Origin of the sequence: Flavobacterium sp. ZB4R12 (genome assembly GCF_048276375.1) — a bacterium.
Lineage (GTDB): Bacteria > Bacteroidota > Bacteroidia > Flavobacteriales > Flavobacteriaceae > Flavobacterium > Flavobacterium gawalongense.
In genome coordinates this window covers 132,652-147,963 of sequence record NZ_JBLNKS010000010.1, presented here as the reverse complement: position 1 = coordinate 147,963, position 15,312 = coordinate 132,652, and the positions used below count along the sequence as shown (strand labels likewise).

Here is a 15,312-nt window from a genome sequence, read left to right as displayed (position 1 = left end):
ACTATCTGCCGACGTTCCATATTAGAAATTTCTATCGGCCTTTTAAATCCTAAAATAACTTTACTTGTTCTCATTTAATTGTCGTTTAAATGTGTAAACCTATTTTAGGACAAGACAGTTATTTAAATCTGTGCAAAATCCGTTCAATCCGTGTTATCTGTGTGCCATATTTTATCCTTTGGAACATATTGCGGACTGTCATAAAATACTATTAATGATGGAATTTTTTTCTCTTGATAGCATAATAAGTGAGCCTCATATAATCATAAAAAAGAGCAACAAACAGAAAAAAGGAAGCAATTAAAAGTGTTTTTAATTCAATTTCCCGATATATAAATCCTCCTAAAACACAGCCAATAAAAAAGAAAGAAATAATTGAAAAGCGTAAATAAATACTCGTTTTCAATTTTTTAACTTCCTCATCTCTTTTATAAAAAAACAATTGAGATAATTCTATTCCTAAATCGGTAAACAGACCGGTAAGATGGGTTGTTCGGACTGTTGCCTGTGATATTTTTGTTACCAATGAATTTTGAATCCCCATAGCAAAGAGCATAAAAAAGGCAATCATTTTACCTCCAAAAATAGAAATGTCAGACGGAGCTCCAAAAATGCCAACGCCAGTTAAAACTAAAATCTCTAAAGAAATTGGTACAACATGGGATAAATCGGGATGTTTTCCTGATACTAATTCCGATAAAAAATTAGAAGTAAAGGCACCAATCAGAAAGAAAATTGTAAAAATAAAAAAGGTTATTGCTGCAGAATAGTTATTGAGCATCAATTCTTCGGCAAAATAGGCAAAGTGTCCCGTAACATTGGTTGTCAAAGTTTTTACAGCCAAAACTCCTGTAATATTAACAATTTCAGCCACGAAAGAAAGTAAAGTTGCTAAACGCAGATTGTGAATAAAAGTTCTATTTTTTCCTTTGTGACGAAACATTTTTATTTAATTTTTTTAAATTAACATAATCTTAAATTAGATTTCTTTGAATTATATTTAAAAAAAATACATTTGCAGTTCTAATAAATAAATATAATGAAAATTTTAAAATTAGACCTACACTTATTGGGTTATCTACAATTGGAATTGCTTTTTTGCTGTTGTCATGGGGCATTATTGGACATGAACGAATCAATAGGGCGGCAGTAATGGCACTTCCTAAACCATTACAGGCTTTTTTTTACAATCATATTGATTTCATCACACAAGAATCTACTGTTCCAGATTTGAGAAGAAATGTTTTGAACGACAAAGCTGAAGGTCCACGCCATTATTTTGACATGGAAAATTTTGGTACTGTCGAAAGTTTTCCTAAAACTATGGACGAAGCGAAGTTAAAGTATGATGAGAAATTTTTGACTAAAAACGGAATATTACCTTGGTACATTCAGGATATGATGGCAAAATTAACCAAGGCTTTCAAGGATAAAAGAAAAAACGAAATATTATTCATTGCAGGTGATTTAGGTCATTACATTGCAGATGCACACATGCCTTTGCATACTTCAGACAATCATGATGGACAAAATACCAATCAAAAAGGAATTCATTCTTTGTGGGAAAGCCGTTTGCCTGAATTGTTTGTTAAGAACTATAAATTAAATGTTGAAGAAGGAAAATATATTGAGAATGTAGCCAACGCAACTTGGGATATTATTTTTGATACGCACAGTTTAGTAGAACCGTTATTAGCTGCTGATAAAAAACTAAGAATTGCAACCGCTGAAAATAAAATGTATGTTGTAGACGATGCAGGAAATATTGTAAAAAACAAATACAATGGAATGCTATATTCGGATGAATACGCAGGTAAATTCCACACGGAATTGAACGGAATGGTTGAAAAACAAATGAAAAAAGCGATTATCGCAACGGCAAGTTTTTGGTACACGGCTTGGGTAAATGCAGGTAAACCGGATTTGAGTAATCTGGATGCTAATGAACTTACAAAGCGCAATAATAAGAGTTTGAAAAAGGATTTAAGAACTTTTGAAAAAGGAAATCTTTTTGGTTTAATAAATGAAAAAGAATAACCAACAAATTCCTAATTAAAAAACGGGTGGGATATGAATCTTGCCCGTTTTTTTACGCTAATTAATTTTCTGGTATTTCTTTTTCTTCAACATATCCGAAGCGGTTTGGTAATACGAAATGGTTTGATTTACTAAATCGGTTCTTTCTTTTATCAGAGGATTTTGGTTGTAATAAATTTGAAAATTTGGTGCTATTTTTTGGTTTGATTTTAATGTCAATTGAAATTGTTTCACTTGCTGTTTTGGTGAAATAATAGTTAGAACATTGTCTTTTATCAATCCTAAATCTTGATACGTTGCAATTAATGCTCTCGGTTTATAGTCTGTTTTTAAAACATCCTGACCATAGAATTTACTTTGATAATTGAAATTCAACAATCCAAATAACGTGGGCATAATATCTATTTGAGACATCAAATTAGTAAAATGTTGTGGTTGAACATAACCGGGACTGTAAATCATTGCCGGTATTCTATATTTATCGACTGGAAGCTCCATTTTTCCTGCACTCGAAGCACAATGATCCGCCAGAATTACAAAAACGGTATTAGCAAACCAAGGTTGTTTGCTCGCCATTTCAAAGAATTTTTTCATGGCAAAATCAGTATATTTTACTCCTCCATCACGAGATTTTGCATCTCCGGGAATATCAATTTTATTATTAGGATACGTAAATGGCCTGTGATTGCTAACTGTCATAATATGATTAAAAAACGGTTTGTTTTCCTTTGCTTCGTCATCCATTACCTTGATTGCTTTACTGTACATATCCTCATCGCAAACGCCCCATACATTCGAAAAAGTGATTTCTTCAGGAGTGAATGCTTTTTTATCTACAATTCCATAACCGTTTCCTGTAAAAAAATCTTCCATATTGTCAAAAAAGGCATCACCTCCGTAAAGATATTTTACAGTATACCCTTTCTGTTTGAAGATGTTTCCAGTCGAAAATTTGTTTTTATTATCTTCTCTTTTAACCACACTTTCCCCCGCAGTTGGAGGGAAACATAAAGTAACGGCTTCAAGACCACGAACGGTTCGATTCCCAACAGCGTAAAGATTAGTAAATAATAAACTTTTTGTTGCTAAACTATCTAGGAAGGGAGTGAGGTTTTGCTCGTTTCCATACATCTTCATAAAATCAGCACTATAACTTTCGATCGTTATTAATACTACATTCTTATGGTTTTCAGTTGCATCACTTTGAATTTGTCTTAAAGAAGTTTCTCCTGAAATTCCAGGAATTTGCTCTTGTAATAAGGTATAAGCTTCTTTTTCTGGAAGTGTTTTGTAGAATTTAAAATAGTCCAATTCACTATTTTTAAATGCTAAAAAGAACTTATAAATCCCATTAGCTTCTAATTCGTTGGTAAAAATATTCGGAGAGTTTTCCTGAGCAGATAAAAATGGTATTGCCACTAACGAGAGTCCAAAGAGAGCAAAATAAATTCCAGAAAGCTGTACTTTTTGTACAAACGTTGGAATGCTGTCAATGTAATTTTTTGAACGTCTTATAATCAAATAAGTTATTAAACCTGCTACAATAAACAATACTGTAAATATTGGAATAACAGGATACGATTGCATGATATTGCCGATTACTTCATTGGTGTAAACCAAATAATTTACGGCTATAAAATTGTATTTTACGCCAAATTCATTCCAAAAAAAGTATTCACTAATTCCATTTTGCAAAATCAAAACGACATATAAGAAAATGACAAAAGTGAACAACCAGAATCTAATCTGACTTCGGTATTTTGGCAGAAAAAGTAATAACCCAAATAAAATAGTTTTTATAGCGATAAAAATTATTCCAATTGCGGGTAATGCTCCGCCATATTCATTAAGAATGGTATTGCCAAATGACACATACAGCAACAAGGTAACTAACAACCCAAAAAAGAGGTAACCATAAGGTTTTAAGTATTTTGAATTGGATATGAAAATAAGGTATAGCCATAAAAAACCGCTGACCAATACAAAAATGAAAAAATCAGAGATTAATCCAAATCCAAATATTTTAACAATATCAATAAAATCAAATGAACTTTGGGTTATGGGATGAAATAATAATACTATTCTTAAAACGATGCTTACAATAATATAAAAAAGCATAAGATTGTAAAATGGAGAAATTTTTCTTAACAATTGCATAACGGTATATTTACATACAAATGTAAGTCCTATTTATTATAGTTTTTTTAAGACTTACTTAATATTTTATCAAAATTAATATTCGCTTAAAATCTTTTACAAAGTGAGGAGTTTAATTATAAATGAATAATTTTACTTCGTAATTTACAAATACAGAATGCAAATGAAAAAATCGTTATTGCTACTGTTTCTTTTGATAGGAACGTTAGGTTATTCCCAAAACTGGAAAGTCAATTTTGAAGAAGCTAAAGCAGAAGCTGCAAAAGAAAACAAAAACATACTTTTGGTCTTTTCTGGCTCAGATTGGTGTGCACCATGTATGAAATTAGAAAAAGTAGTATGGAAATCAGAAGATTTTCAAATGGAAGCCGAAAAAAAATGGGTTTTATACAAAGCCGATTTTCCTAAGAAAAAAGCAAACCAATTATCCCCTGAATTATCGGAAAGCAATAAAAAACTGGCTGAAAAATACAATAAAAACGGAAGCTTCCCATTAGTCGTTCTTTTAGACAAAACAGGGAAAGTTATTGGGATAACCGGTTTTAAAAACGTTAGTGCTTCAGATTATATCAAACTTATTCATTCTTTGGAGGTATTGGTCAAGGATATATTGCCGATAAAGTAAAGAATTATTGGCGTCCAAAGGATGTAAATCAGGAATTGTGAATGTTTCTGGAGATATTTCTGGGGAAAACGACCCGATGGTTCCCAATGTATCGCTATTGCACTCAAACTGCATCCAAGTATTATGCACCTTACGAAACCCATTTATGAACAGAAGAATTTTACACTTGGCGTAAATTACACGGATATTTTTAAGGGTGCAAAAATCTGGAAATTCGGTTTAAAAAATATTGATTTGAGATTTTATCACCACAAAAGAAGTGATAATTTAACTGCAAATATTGCTACCATTGGTTTTAAATTTATATGCAATAAATAATGAAAATTCTAATAGTTGAAGACGAAATAGGAATCGCTAATTTTCTAAAACAAGGTTTAGAAGAGGAAGGCTATGACGTTTTGGTTGCTAACGATGGAAAAACTGGTTATGATTTGGCTTTAAGCCAAAAAGTAAATGTGATTCTTCTGGATTGGATTTTACCTCAAATGACAGGGATTGAAGTTTGTAAATCGATCCGAAAAACAGATTCAAAAACTCCAATTATATTTCTTACTGCAAAAGATACTGTTCAAGAAACTATTGAAGGACTGAAAACCGGAGCCAATGATTATATCAAAAAACCATTCAGTTTTGATGAATTGGTGGAACGCATTAAAATTCATTTCAGAAATGAAAATGAAAACGATGAAATGAGTCTTGGAAACATTAAAATCATTAAGTCGAAACACCAAATTCTTGTTGACAATCAAGAAATCGCATTTACGCAAAGGGAATTTGAACTTTTGGGATACCTCATAAAAAACAAAGGGAAAGTATGCACCCGAAACCAAATCATAGAAGATGTTTGGGACATCCATTTTGAATATGACACTGGTGTAATTGATGTTTTTATGAACGCCATCCGAAAAAAACTCAATCTCAATAAGGATGAAGAACTTATCAAAACCATTCGAGGTGTTGGTTATATTGCTAATGATTTAAATTAAAATATGTTTTCATTTTCATACAAAAATAGAATCGCTTTCAATTACATCCTCAGTACGGGATTATTGATTTCAGTGGTCTTTTTTGTCATTTATCAAATTATTGATTTCAGTGTGAACACACACATCAATGATGATATTCAAATGGAAGTGGAGAAACATCTTGAAGAAATTGAAATTGACAGAAACAATACGTATTTAATTCAAGTGGATCAATGGCGAGCCAGAGAACATAATACAGTAAATGTAAATCCTGTTTTCGTACAGTTTTTTGACATTAATGATAAACTGATTGATAAGTCCCCGAATCTTAAAGGGCTTCAACTCAAATTGTATGTTTATAAATTAGACAATAAATTCATTGATACGTATTTAAACAATAAGCCAATACGACAAATACAAGTCCCTCTTTTTGACAATAAAAAAGTTGTTGGGCATCTTTTTGTAGCCATGTCCCTTGACGATGCTACGATGATTTTGACCAATTTAAGAAATACTCTTTTCATTGCGTTTCCGTTAATTTTAATAGTATTATTTCTCATAGCACGATTAATTGCCGGAAGAAGCATTAAACCGGTAACCATGATTACCGAAACTTCGAGCAGAATTACAAAAGACAATCTTAAAGATCGAATTGAATTACCTCATAATAAGGACGAATTGTATGTGCTTTCAAAAACAATAAACGATTTATTGGACCGAATTGAAAGCGCCGTAGAACGCGAAAAACAATTTACATCGGACGCTTCCCATGAACTGAGAACACCTCTCACTGTACTAAAAGGAACACTTGAAGTATTGATTAGAAAACCCAGAAGTCAATCGGAATATGAAGAAAAAATAAACTATAGTATCTCGGAAGTAAACCGATTGAATAATTTAGTCGATCAATTGCTGTTATTGGCTCGATTCGAAAATCAAAAACAAAGTCTAAAAATTGAAAAAGTCTATTTGAATGCTCTAATACTAGACACCTTAACACTGTATTCAGAAAAGATTAACAATGAAAAAATTAATATAAAATATTCTTTTTCAACTGATTATTTCATTGAATCAGATAATTATCTAGTTTCTATTATCATTAGTAATATCATTTCCAATGCTATAAAGTATTCTTATGAAAATGGAGAAATTTCAATTTTACTTTCAAAAGAGAACAATAAAACCATTTGTTCCATATCCGATAATGGAATTGGTATTGCTAAAGACGATTTAGATAAAATTTTTAATCCATTCTATCGCTCCAATCCAACAAATCATCCTGAGATTAAGGGTTCCGGTTTAGGTTTATCTATAGTAAAAAGAATAACACAGTTGCTTCATATTGGATTTGAAATTCATAGCGAAATCAATCAGGGAACAACCGTTATTTTAAGAATTTCTTAAGTTAATACTTAAATTTATGCTTTACATTTATACTTTCTTTAACAGCATTTGCACAATGATAAATTAATGGATTAAATATTTCACAAGAGGTTATTCGCTTATTTAATCTCCTTTAAAACAAGGAATTTAATTAACTAAAACTTAAGTGAGTATGGTATTTCATTTAAAATAAAATCTAAAAAGTACTTATATTTGTTTCGTGAAATTTTTAAAAAACATAATAGCTTTAATTATTTGCCTACAACTAACGGTTCCTTTTGTTGTTGAGGATAGTTTACGTTTACCTATTTTGGTTTCACATTTTATTCAACACACTTATAATCACAAAGATGTAACTCTCATCCATTTTTTGACAGATCATTATTTTGACAAGCATCATGATGAGAAGCAAGATGACCATGGAGATTTACCTTTTCATAGTCATTCGGATTTTTCTTCTAATCAAAATTTAGCAATAAATTTTGAAATAAAATTATTCAAATTTATTCCTAACTACTATTTTAAAGAACCTCAAAAAATAGCTTTCTTGCAAAACTATTTTTCTTCAAGTGTTCTATTATCTATTTGGAGACCACCAAAATATTGTTAATTATTTTAATGTTTTTTTACAATTCATCTTCGTATATACATTGATGACGATTTGTATTACAGCATATTCTTAGAAAAATAATTAATAATTATAAATTATGTTGAATAAAATAATTGAATTTTCAATCAAAAATAAACTTATCGTTGGTCTTTTCATTGTCGCTCTTATAGCATATGGGAGTTACCAATTTACCAAATTACCAATCGATGCAGTTCCTGATATTACGAATAATCAGGTACAAGTAATCACTTCCGCACCATCACTGGGCGCAACTGATATAGAACGACTGATTACTTTTCCAATTGAACAAGCCAACAGTAATATTCCCGGGCTGAAAGAAATTCGTAGTTTTTCTCGTTTCGGTTTATCTGTAGTAACTATTGTTTTTGATGATACAATTGATGTCTATTGGGCCAGACAACAAGTAACAGAACGATTAAGTGCTGTTAAAGACCAAATTCCAAGAGGTATTGGAGATCCATTTCTTGCACCCGTAACTACAGGTTTGGGCGAAATTTACCAATATGCAGTTCGAACAAAACCCGGTTATGAAAAAAAGTATGATGTAACTGAGTTGAGAACCATTCAGGATTGGATTGTTCGCCGTCAATTATTAAGTGTTGAAGGAGTGGCGGAAGTAAGTAGTTTTGGTGGAAAATTGAAGCAATTTGAAATTGCCATTGACCCAAATAAATTACAATCTTATAATATTACGATTACTGATGTTTTTACTGCTTTAGAAAAAAATAATCAAAATACAGGCGGTGCTTATATCGAAAAAGGACCTAAAGTTTTATACATCCGAAGCGAAGGATTAATTAATACTATCGAAAATATAAAAGATATTTCCATTACAAACACCAATAGCGGAAGTCCTTTATTTATTCGTGATGTGGCCGATGTTCGAATTGGGAGTGCTATTCGTTACGGAGCAATGACTTTTAATAAAAAAGGAGTTCAATCTGGCGAAGTTTCGGGTGCAGTAGTGATGATGCTAAAAGGTGCCAACAGCAATGTGGTTATCAAGAAAATTAAAGAACGTATTGAGCAAATACAAAAAACATTACCTGAAGGCGTTATTGTAGAACCATTTTTAGACCGAACAAAAATGGTGAATAATTCTATTTCAACAGTAGAAAAAAACTTATTAGAAGGGGCGCTAATTGTGCTTTTTGTTCTTATTTTCTTTTTAGGAAATGTAAGGGCTGGATTAATCGTAGCATCAGTTATTCCAATGGCGATGCTGATAGCAGTCATATTGATGAATTTATTTGGCGTTAGCGGAAATTTAATGAGTTTAGGAGCATTGGATTTTGGATTAATTGTAGATGGAGCCGTTATTATTGTTGAAGCCTGTTTGTTTAGTTTACACAGCAGGAAAGATTCTCAAATCTCACAGCAAGAAATGGACAACACTGTATTAAAAACGTCTATAAAAATGCGTAATGTATCAGTTTTTGGGGAGTTAATTATATTGATAGTATACATTCCCATTTTTACTTTGCGTGGTATTGAAGGAAAAATGTTTTTGCCACTGGCACAAACTATTGCATTTGCATTATTTGGTGCTTTTATATTGTCGCTGACTTATGTTCCCATGATGACCGCTTTATTTTTGAATAAAAATATATCCCACAAAAAAACTTTTTCAGATAGAATGATGGAGAAACTAGAAAATTTCTATCAACCACTTTTAAGTAAAGCATTGGAAATTCCGCGAGCAATTATCGGAACAACTTTGGGTTTGTTTGTTTTAGCGCTGATTACGCTTTCGTTTATGGGTGGCGAATTTATGCCATCATTGGAAGAAGGTGATTTTGCAGTAGAAACCAGAGTTTTACCAGGAAGCAATCTACAAACTTCTATGACTGCCATTTCACAAGGCGCAAAAATACTAATAGAAAAATTTCCTGAAGTAGAGAAAATTGTAGGCAAAACAGGAAGTAGCGAAGTACCAACTGATCCAATGCCCATTGATGCCAGTGATATGATGATTATTTTAAAGGACAAAAGCGAATGGACTTCTGCCAAAACTTTTGATGAATTATCAGAAAAAATGGCAAAGGAATTAGAAGCTGTTCCAGGTGTTTCTTACGGTTTTCAATATCCGGTACAAATGCGTTTCAATGAATTAATGACAGGCGCAAGACAAGATGTAGTCTGTAAAATATTTGGAGAAAATTTAGACACACTGGCTTTGTACGCCAATAAATTGGGCAAAATTGTAAATACAGTTGAAGGAACTTCTGACCTTTATGTTGAAACCGTTACTGGAATGCCTCAAGTAGTAATTGACTATAACAGAGCATCAATTGCACAATACGGATTGAATATTCAGGATATCAATCGAATAGTAAACACCGCATTTGCAGGACAAAGCACTGGGGTTGTTTACGAAGGTGAAAAACGATTTGATTTAGTCGTTCGTTTAACAGGCGAAAAACGTCAGGATTTGGCGGATGTTCAAAATTTATTAATACCAACGTCCACTGGTTCGCAAATTCCTTTATCTCAATTGGCCAAAGTTGAAATTACCGAAGGCCCAAATCAAATACAAAGAGAAGATGCCAAACGTAGAATTGTAGTTGGTTTTAATGTTCGTGGCCGTGATGTGCAAAGTATTGTGAAAGAATTGCAAGGTAAAGTTGAAACCCAAATCAAATTTCCTGCGGGTTACTATCCAACGTATGGTGGTGCTTTTGAAAACTTAAACGAAGCCAAAAACCGTTTGATGATTGCTGTTCCGGTTTCATTATTATTAATATTCATTTTGCTCTATTTTGCATTTAATTCAGTGAAACAAGGTTTATTGATTTACTCAGCCATTCCCCTTTCTGCCATTGGGGGAATTTTCTTTTTAGCATTAAGAGGAATGCCTTTTAGTATTAGTGCAGGAGTTGGTTTTATTGCCTTATTTGGTGTAGCTGTTCTAAATGGATTAGTTTTAATTGCTGAATTTAACAGCATTCGAAAATCGGGTGAAGCCGATTTAAAAGCGATTGTTTTGCAAGGAACTAAAATACGTTTACGCCCTGTTTTAATGACTGCATTTGTAGCATCATTAGGATTTTTACCCATGGCATTAAGCAACGGTTCAGGTGCCGAAGTACAAAAACCATTGGCAACAGTTGTTATTGGTGGATTGTTGATTGCCACATTTTTGACCTTATTTGTTTTACCAATTTTATACATTATGTTCGAAAAGGGAATTAAATTAAAACCCAAAAAGATAAAATCAATTACAACTATCTTTGTTTTGGGACTATTTTTTTCTTTTCAAAATGGAAATGCTCAGGAAAAAATTTCAATTGAGAAAGCCATTCAAACGGCTATTTCAAATAATATCAAAATTAAAAACGAAAAACTAAATTCAGAATATTTACAGAAAATGACCAAGACAGGTTATGACATTCCCAACACAGGAATTATTAGCGAGTACGGTCAGTTTAACAGTAATGTGAATGATGTGAAAATTGGCATTTCACAAAGCATAAAATTCCCAACGGTTTACAAAAGGAAGAAACAACTTTTAATGGAAGAAGCCAAAAAAGGCCAATGGAACGAAGCATTGCAGAGAAAGGAATTGACCAGACAGGTAACAACCGTGTTTTACGAAATGATGTATCTAAAAGAAAAGGAAAGGTTGTTGCTAAAAAGCGATAGTATTTATTCCGAATTTTTAAGGAAATCAACCCTCCGTTTTGACAAAGGCGAAAGTAATATATTAGAAAAAGCAACCGCTGAAAACCAATCTGGACAAATAAAAATTCAACTTCTGGAATTACAAAGTGATTATAAAATAATACAATCGCAATTCAAGTATTTACTTAATTCTGATAAAGACTTTATCCCAGTTTCAGATAAATTCAAAATGGATTTTATCGAAAATTCAGATAAAAGTGCTATTGGCAATCAACCCAGTATAAAATTATTTGAGCAAGAAGTAAATAGCAGCAAAGCGGAAATTTCACTTGAAAAATCTAAAAAATTACCGGAATTAATCGGTGGTGTTTATTACCAGACTTTCAAAACAAACACTACATTTCAAGACAGTTATAATGGTGTTTACGGACAATTTGGAGTGGCAATTCCGTTATTCAATGCGGCAATAAATAATAAGAAAAAAGCATTAGAGATAAACACCCAAATTGCCGAAAATAATTTAAATAATGAAAAACTAAAACTGGAAAGCAAGAATCAGGAATTAGTCCAAGAATATAAAAAACACAAAGAAACTATCGCCTATTACGAAAGTCAAGCCTTGAAAAATGTTGATTTGGTAACCAAAGCTGCTAATGATAAATTTATCAATGGTGACATCAATTATCTGGAATGGGTAATGCTTATTAATCAAAGCACTGAAATTCAAAGTTATTATATTGAGGCCGTTAGAAAATTGAATATAAGTGTGATTGAAATCAATGCATTAACTAATTAAAATAGTTTAATTATGAATTATACGCAAACCTTTTTTTCGCGACAGTTCCTTTGGGAAATTGTACGGATAATAATAGTGGGAATAGCCTGTTTATTGTTTTATTTCGATGTTATTCCATTACCTATTTTGATAGCCGCAATGGCTTTCGGTCTTTATTCATTAGTAAAAACTGCGGTACTGGATATCATAAAAGAAAGAAAGATAGGTACCGAATTGTTTATAACCATAGCGGTAATTATTTCAGTTGTTGGTAAGGAATATTTGGCTGGTGCTGTCGTACTTATGATCATCCTTATTGCAGAATATATCGCAAGTGCAAGTACCGAAAAAGCGAGAGCATCTATAAAAGAGTTGATTGGTTCAGTTCCAAAGACTGCGATAGTAAAAAAGAACAGCTCTGAATTAATAGTGCAAATAAGCGATTTAAAAATCGGTGATATTGTTCTGGTAAAAGCCGGAGAAAAAATCCCTGTTGATGGTAAAGTGATTGGCGGATCAGGTTCTGTGAACCAGGCCCCCATAACCGGCGAAAGCGTACGTCAGGAAAAAACAGCGGGAAGTGAAGCATTTGCCGGAACCATACTGGAATTAGGTGCGCTCGATATAGAAATGGCAAAAGCAGGATTAGACACCGTTTTTTCGCGTATTATAGCCTTGGTGGAAGAGGCAGAAAGCCAGCAAGCACCTATTGAAAAATTTACTGATAAAGTAGCGGCGTGGCTTATTCCGGTGGTATTTATTTTTGTTGGTACCGTTTACTTTTTTACCCGTGATGTCAAACTGGTGATTGCATTGCTGATTTTTACTTCTCCTGCCGAATTAGGTTTGGCAACACCGCTTGTGACCATTGCTGCAATTGCACGTGCTGCGAGAGAAGGTATTTTGATAAAAGGAGGTTTGTTTTTAGAAGAGCTTGCTAAAGTAACTACCATTGTTTTTGATAAAACAGGCACATTAACCGTTGGAAGTCCTATAGTGAATACCGTTGATATAATAGATCCTGCTTATAATGAAAACCAATTGGTTCAATTCGCTGCTACTGTAGACCGACGTTCCAGCCATCCATTAGCAAAAGCAATCTTAAGCTATGCGGATCAATTAAAACTTACCTATGGCGAGCCTGAAAATTTCGAGGTGGTAAAAGGACGGGGTGTTTCCGCAAAAATAGATGGCAAATCGGTTTTATTAGGGAACAAGCTCTTTATGGAAGAAAGTAAAGTACCTGTGTCGAAATCCTCAGAAAGTATTACCGATACTGCTATTTATCTTTCAGTTGATAATAAATTGGCGGGTATCTTTTATATATCCGATGCGATACGTGAAGGTGCAAAAGAAATGATTGAAGGTTTAAGAAAAAGTGGAATTCAAAACATAATTATGCTTACCGGTGATAATCCTGAAACTGCCAAGCACGTTGCCAATCAGATAGGAATTACCGATTTTAGAGCCAATTTATTGCCCGAAGACAAAATCAATATCATAAAAGAATTGCAAAAAGACGGTTCTAAGATTGCAATGGTGGGCGACGGCATTAATGATGCGCCTGCTTTAGTCCAGGCAAATATAGGGATAGCAATGGGTGCTATGGGAACCGAAGCAGCAATGGAAGCGGCTGATATCGTCCTGATGCAGGATAATTTGGAAAAAATCGCCAAGGCTCGTGCTATTAGTAAAAGAGCCTATCGTACCATTCGTGAAAATATTTTTGTAGGGGTTGGTGTTGTTCATGTGATTGGAATTACCCTTGTCTTGCTTAAAATAATTGGACCGATTGAAGCAGCAGCTATTCATTTGCTTCCTGACACTTTAGTCTTTATTAATTCCATAAAACTCCTTCGCGTTAAGATTGATGCCTAACCGATTATCAATTGCAATGAGATTTTAAATAACAAACACTATCTTAATATTCAAAATAAATAAAATGAAATCGCAGAGTCACAAACACCAAAATAAAAATACAATCATGAGTAAAAATACAATCATTACAATAATGGCAATAGTATTCCTTTCTTCGTGTGGAGATAAGAAAACAGAAAACGAAACAGAAGCCACTCCAACTATCGAAAACACGACAACACTTACCGATGCACAAATAAAAAATGCAGGTATTGAAACGGGTAAAATCGAGCAAAAAGAAATTTCATCTACATTAAAATTAAATGGTAAAATAGATGTGCCTCCTCAAAATTTAGTTTTCATAAGTGTGCCGATGGGTGGTTATTTAAAATATACAAAACTTTTAGAGGGAATGTATGTAACCAAAGGGCAGGTTTTGTGTGTTGTAGAAGACCAACAATACATTCAACTGCAGGAAGATTACCTTTTGGCGAAAGCAAAAATAGGGTACGCAAAAGCCGAATTCGAAAGACAAAAAGAACTCAACCGAAGCAAGGCCAGTAGTGATAAGGTCTATCAGCAAGCACAATCAGAGTACAACTCACTTTCAGTAATGATACAATCGTATGGAGAAAAATTGAAATTCGCAGGGATAAATCCAACTGGTATTTCAGCAAAAAACATTTCAAAAAGCATCAATATTTATTCTCCAATAAGCGGTTACGTTAGTAAAGTAAATGTAAATATTGGCAAATATGTAAACCCAAGCGACATTTTATTTGAAATAGTAGATCCTTCGGACATTCTTTTGGCATTGACCGTTTTTGAAAAAGACATCAATAAATTAGCTATTGGCCAATCTTTATTGGCATACACTAACACCAATCCAGAAAAAAAATATCCTTGCGAAATTATTTTAATTGGTAAAGATTTTACAGAAAATCGAAGTACAGAAATGCACTGTCATTTTACAAAATACGATAAAGCACTTTTACCGGGAATGTACATGAATGCCGAAATCGAATTAAACAGTAAGCAATCTAATGTCTTGCCATCAAATGCCATAGTAAATTATGAAAACAAGAATTATGTTTTCGTAGCAAAAGGAAGTAAGCTCTTTGAAATGAAAGAAGTTACAACTGGAACATCCGAAAACGGGTTTACCGAAATTATTTCAAATCATGATTTAAAAGATGCTACAATCGTTATTAAAGGTGCTTATGCACTTTTAATGAAAATGAAGAATGTGGAGTAATAAAAA

General features: G+C 32.8%; 10 protein-coding genes. 8 read left to right on the top strand and 2 right to left on the bottom strand.

From position 1 onward, the window contains the following. Window positions 1–211: 211 nt before the first annotated feature. Window positions 212–943 carry a YoaK family protein gene (locus ACNO7W_RS09180; protein WP_417937921.1) on the bottom strand — a complete coding sequence of 244 codons (732 nt, stop codon included), beginning with the start codon at window positions 941–943 and terminating at the stop codon, window positions 212–214. 155 nt (window positions 944–1,098) lie between these two features. On the opposite strand from ACNO7W_RS09180, the gene ACNO7W_RS09175 reads away from it, so the two are divergent. Then, window positions 1,099–2,037, top strand: coding sequence for a zinc dependent phospholipase C family protein (locus ACNO7W_RS09175; RefSeq protein ID WP_417937920.1), 939 nt, complete (start codon window positions 1,099–1,101; stop codon window positions 2,035–2,037). A gap of 57 nt (window positions 2,038–2,094) precedes the next feature. Here the strand turns inward: ACNO7W_RS09175 and ACNO7W_RS09170 are convergent, their stop codons facing one another. Next, a complete protein-coding gene (locus ACNO7W_RS09170; protein ID WP_143388255.1) occupies window positions 2,095–4,194 on the bottom strand; it encodes an LTA synthase family protein in 2,100 nt (699 codons plus the stop codon). 163 nt (window positions 4,195–4,357) lie between these two features. Here ACNO7W_RS09170 and ACNO7W_RS09165 point away from each other — a divergent pair, with 163 nt between their 5' ends. The 7 genes from ACNO7W_RS09165 (at window position 4,358) to ACNO7W_RS09135 (ending at window position 15,306) form a co-directional block, all read left to right on the top strand. Continuing rightward, window positions 4,358–4,819: a thioredoxin family protein gene (locus ACNO7W_RS09165; protein ID WP_143388256.1), complete on the top strand. Its 462-nt coding sequence runs from the start codon at window positions 4,358–4,360 to the stop codon at window positions 4,817–4,819. Between the two features lie 317 nt (window positions 4,820–5,136). Continuing rightward, a complete protein-coding gene (locus ACNO7W_RS09160; protein WP_417937919.1) occupies window positions 5,137–5,805 on the top strand; it encodes a response regulator transcription factor in 669 nt (222 codons plus the stop codon). A 3-nt stretch (window positions 5,806–5,808) separates the two neighbouring features. After that, on the top strand, window positions 5,809–7,188 hold the full coding sequence (locus ACNO7W_RS09155) for an ATP-binding protein (RefSeq protein WP_417937918.1): 1,380 nt from the start codon (window positions 5,809–5,811) through the stop codon (window positions 7,186–7,188). A 199-nt stretch (window positions 7,189–7,387) separates the two neighbouring features. Continuing rightward, a complete protein-coding gene (locus ACNO7W_RS09150; RefSeq protein WP_143388259.1) occupies window positions 7,388–7,777 on the top strand; it encodes a hypothetical protein in 390 nt (129 codons plus the stop codon). 97 nt (window positions 7,778–7,874) lie between these two features. Beyond that, window positions 7,875–12,215 carry a CusA/CzcA family heavy metal efflux RND transporter gene (locus ACNO7W_RS09145; protein WP_417937917.1) on the top strand — a complete coding sequence of 1,447 codons (4,341 nt, stop codon included), beginning with the start codon at window positions 7,875–7,877 and terminating at the stop codon, window positions 12,213–12,215. A 12-nt stretch (window positions 12,216–12,227) separates the two neighbouring features. Continuing rightward, window positions 12,228–14,072 (top strand): heavy metal translocating P-type ATPase, encoded by a 1,845-nt coding sequence (locus ACNO7W_RS09140; RefSeq protein WP_417937916.1) that lies wholly within the window; start codon window positions 12,228–12,230, stop codon window positions 14,070–14,072. A 106-nt stretch (window positions 14,073–14,178) separates the two neighbouring features. Then, window positions 14,179–15,306, top strand: a complete 1,128-nt coding sequence (locus tag ACNO7W_RS09135) for an efflux RND transporter periplasmic adaptor subunit (protein WP_417937915.1) — start codon at window positions 14,179–14,181, stop codon at window positions 15,304–15,306. The last annotated feature ends 6 nt before the right edge of the window (window positions 15,307–15,312 follow it).

Excerpts from the sequence above, each read along its gene's own strand:
- ACNO7W_RS09180 (WP_417937921.1), bottom strand. The coding sequence starts at position 943 with ATGTTTCGTCACAAAGGAAAAAATAGAACTTTTATTCACAATCTGCGT.
- ACNO7W_RS09170 (WP_143388255.1), bottom strand. The coding sequence starts at position 4,194 with ATGCAATTGTTAAGAAAAATTTCTCCATTTTACAATCTTATGCTTTTT.
- ACNO7W_RS09165 (WP_143388256.1), top strand. The coding sequence starts at position 4,358 with ATGAAAAAATCGTTATTGCTACTGTTTCTTTTGATAGGAACGTTAGGT.
- ACNO7W_RS09160 (WP_417937919.1), top strand. The coding sequence starts at position 5,137 with ATGAAAATTCTAATAGTTGAAGACGAAATAGGAATCGCTAATTTTCTA.
- ACNO7W_RS09155 (WP_417937918.1), top strand. The coding sequence starts at position 5,809 with ATGTTTTCATTTTCATACAAAAATAGAATCGCTTTCAATTACATCCTC.
- ACNO7W_RS09145 (WP_417937917.1), top strand. The coding sequence starts at position 7,875 with ATGTTGAATAAAATAATTGAATTTTCAATCAAAAATAAACTTATCGTT.
- ACNO7W_RS09140 (WP_417937916.1), top strand. The coding sequence starts at position 12,228 with ATGAATTATACGCAAACCTTTTTTTCGCGACAGTTCCTTTGGGAAATT.
- ACNO7W_RS09135 (WP_417937915.1), top strand. The coding sequence starts at position 14,179 with ATGAGTAAAAATACAATCATTACAATAATGGCAATAGTATTCCTTTCT.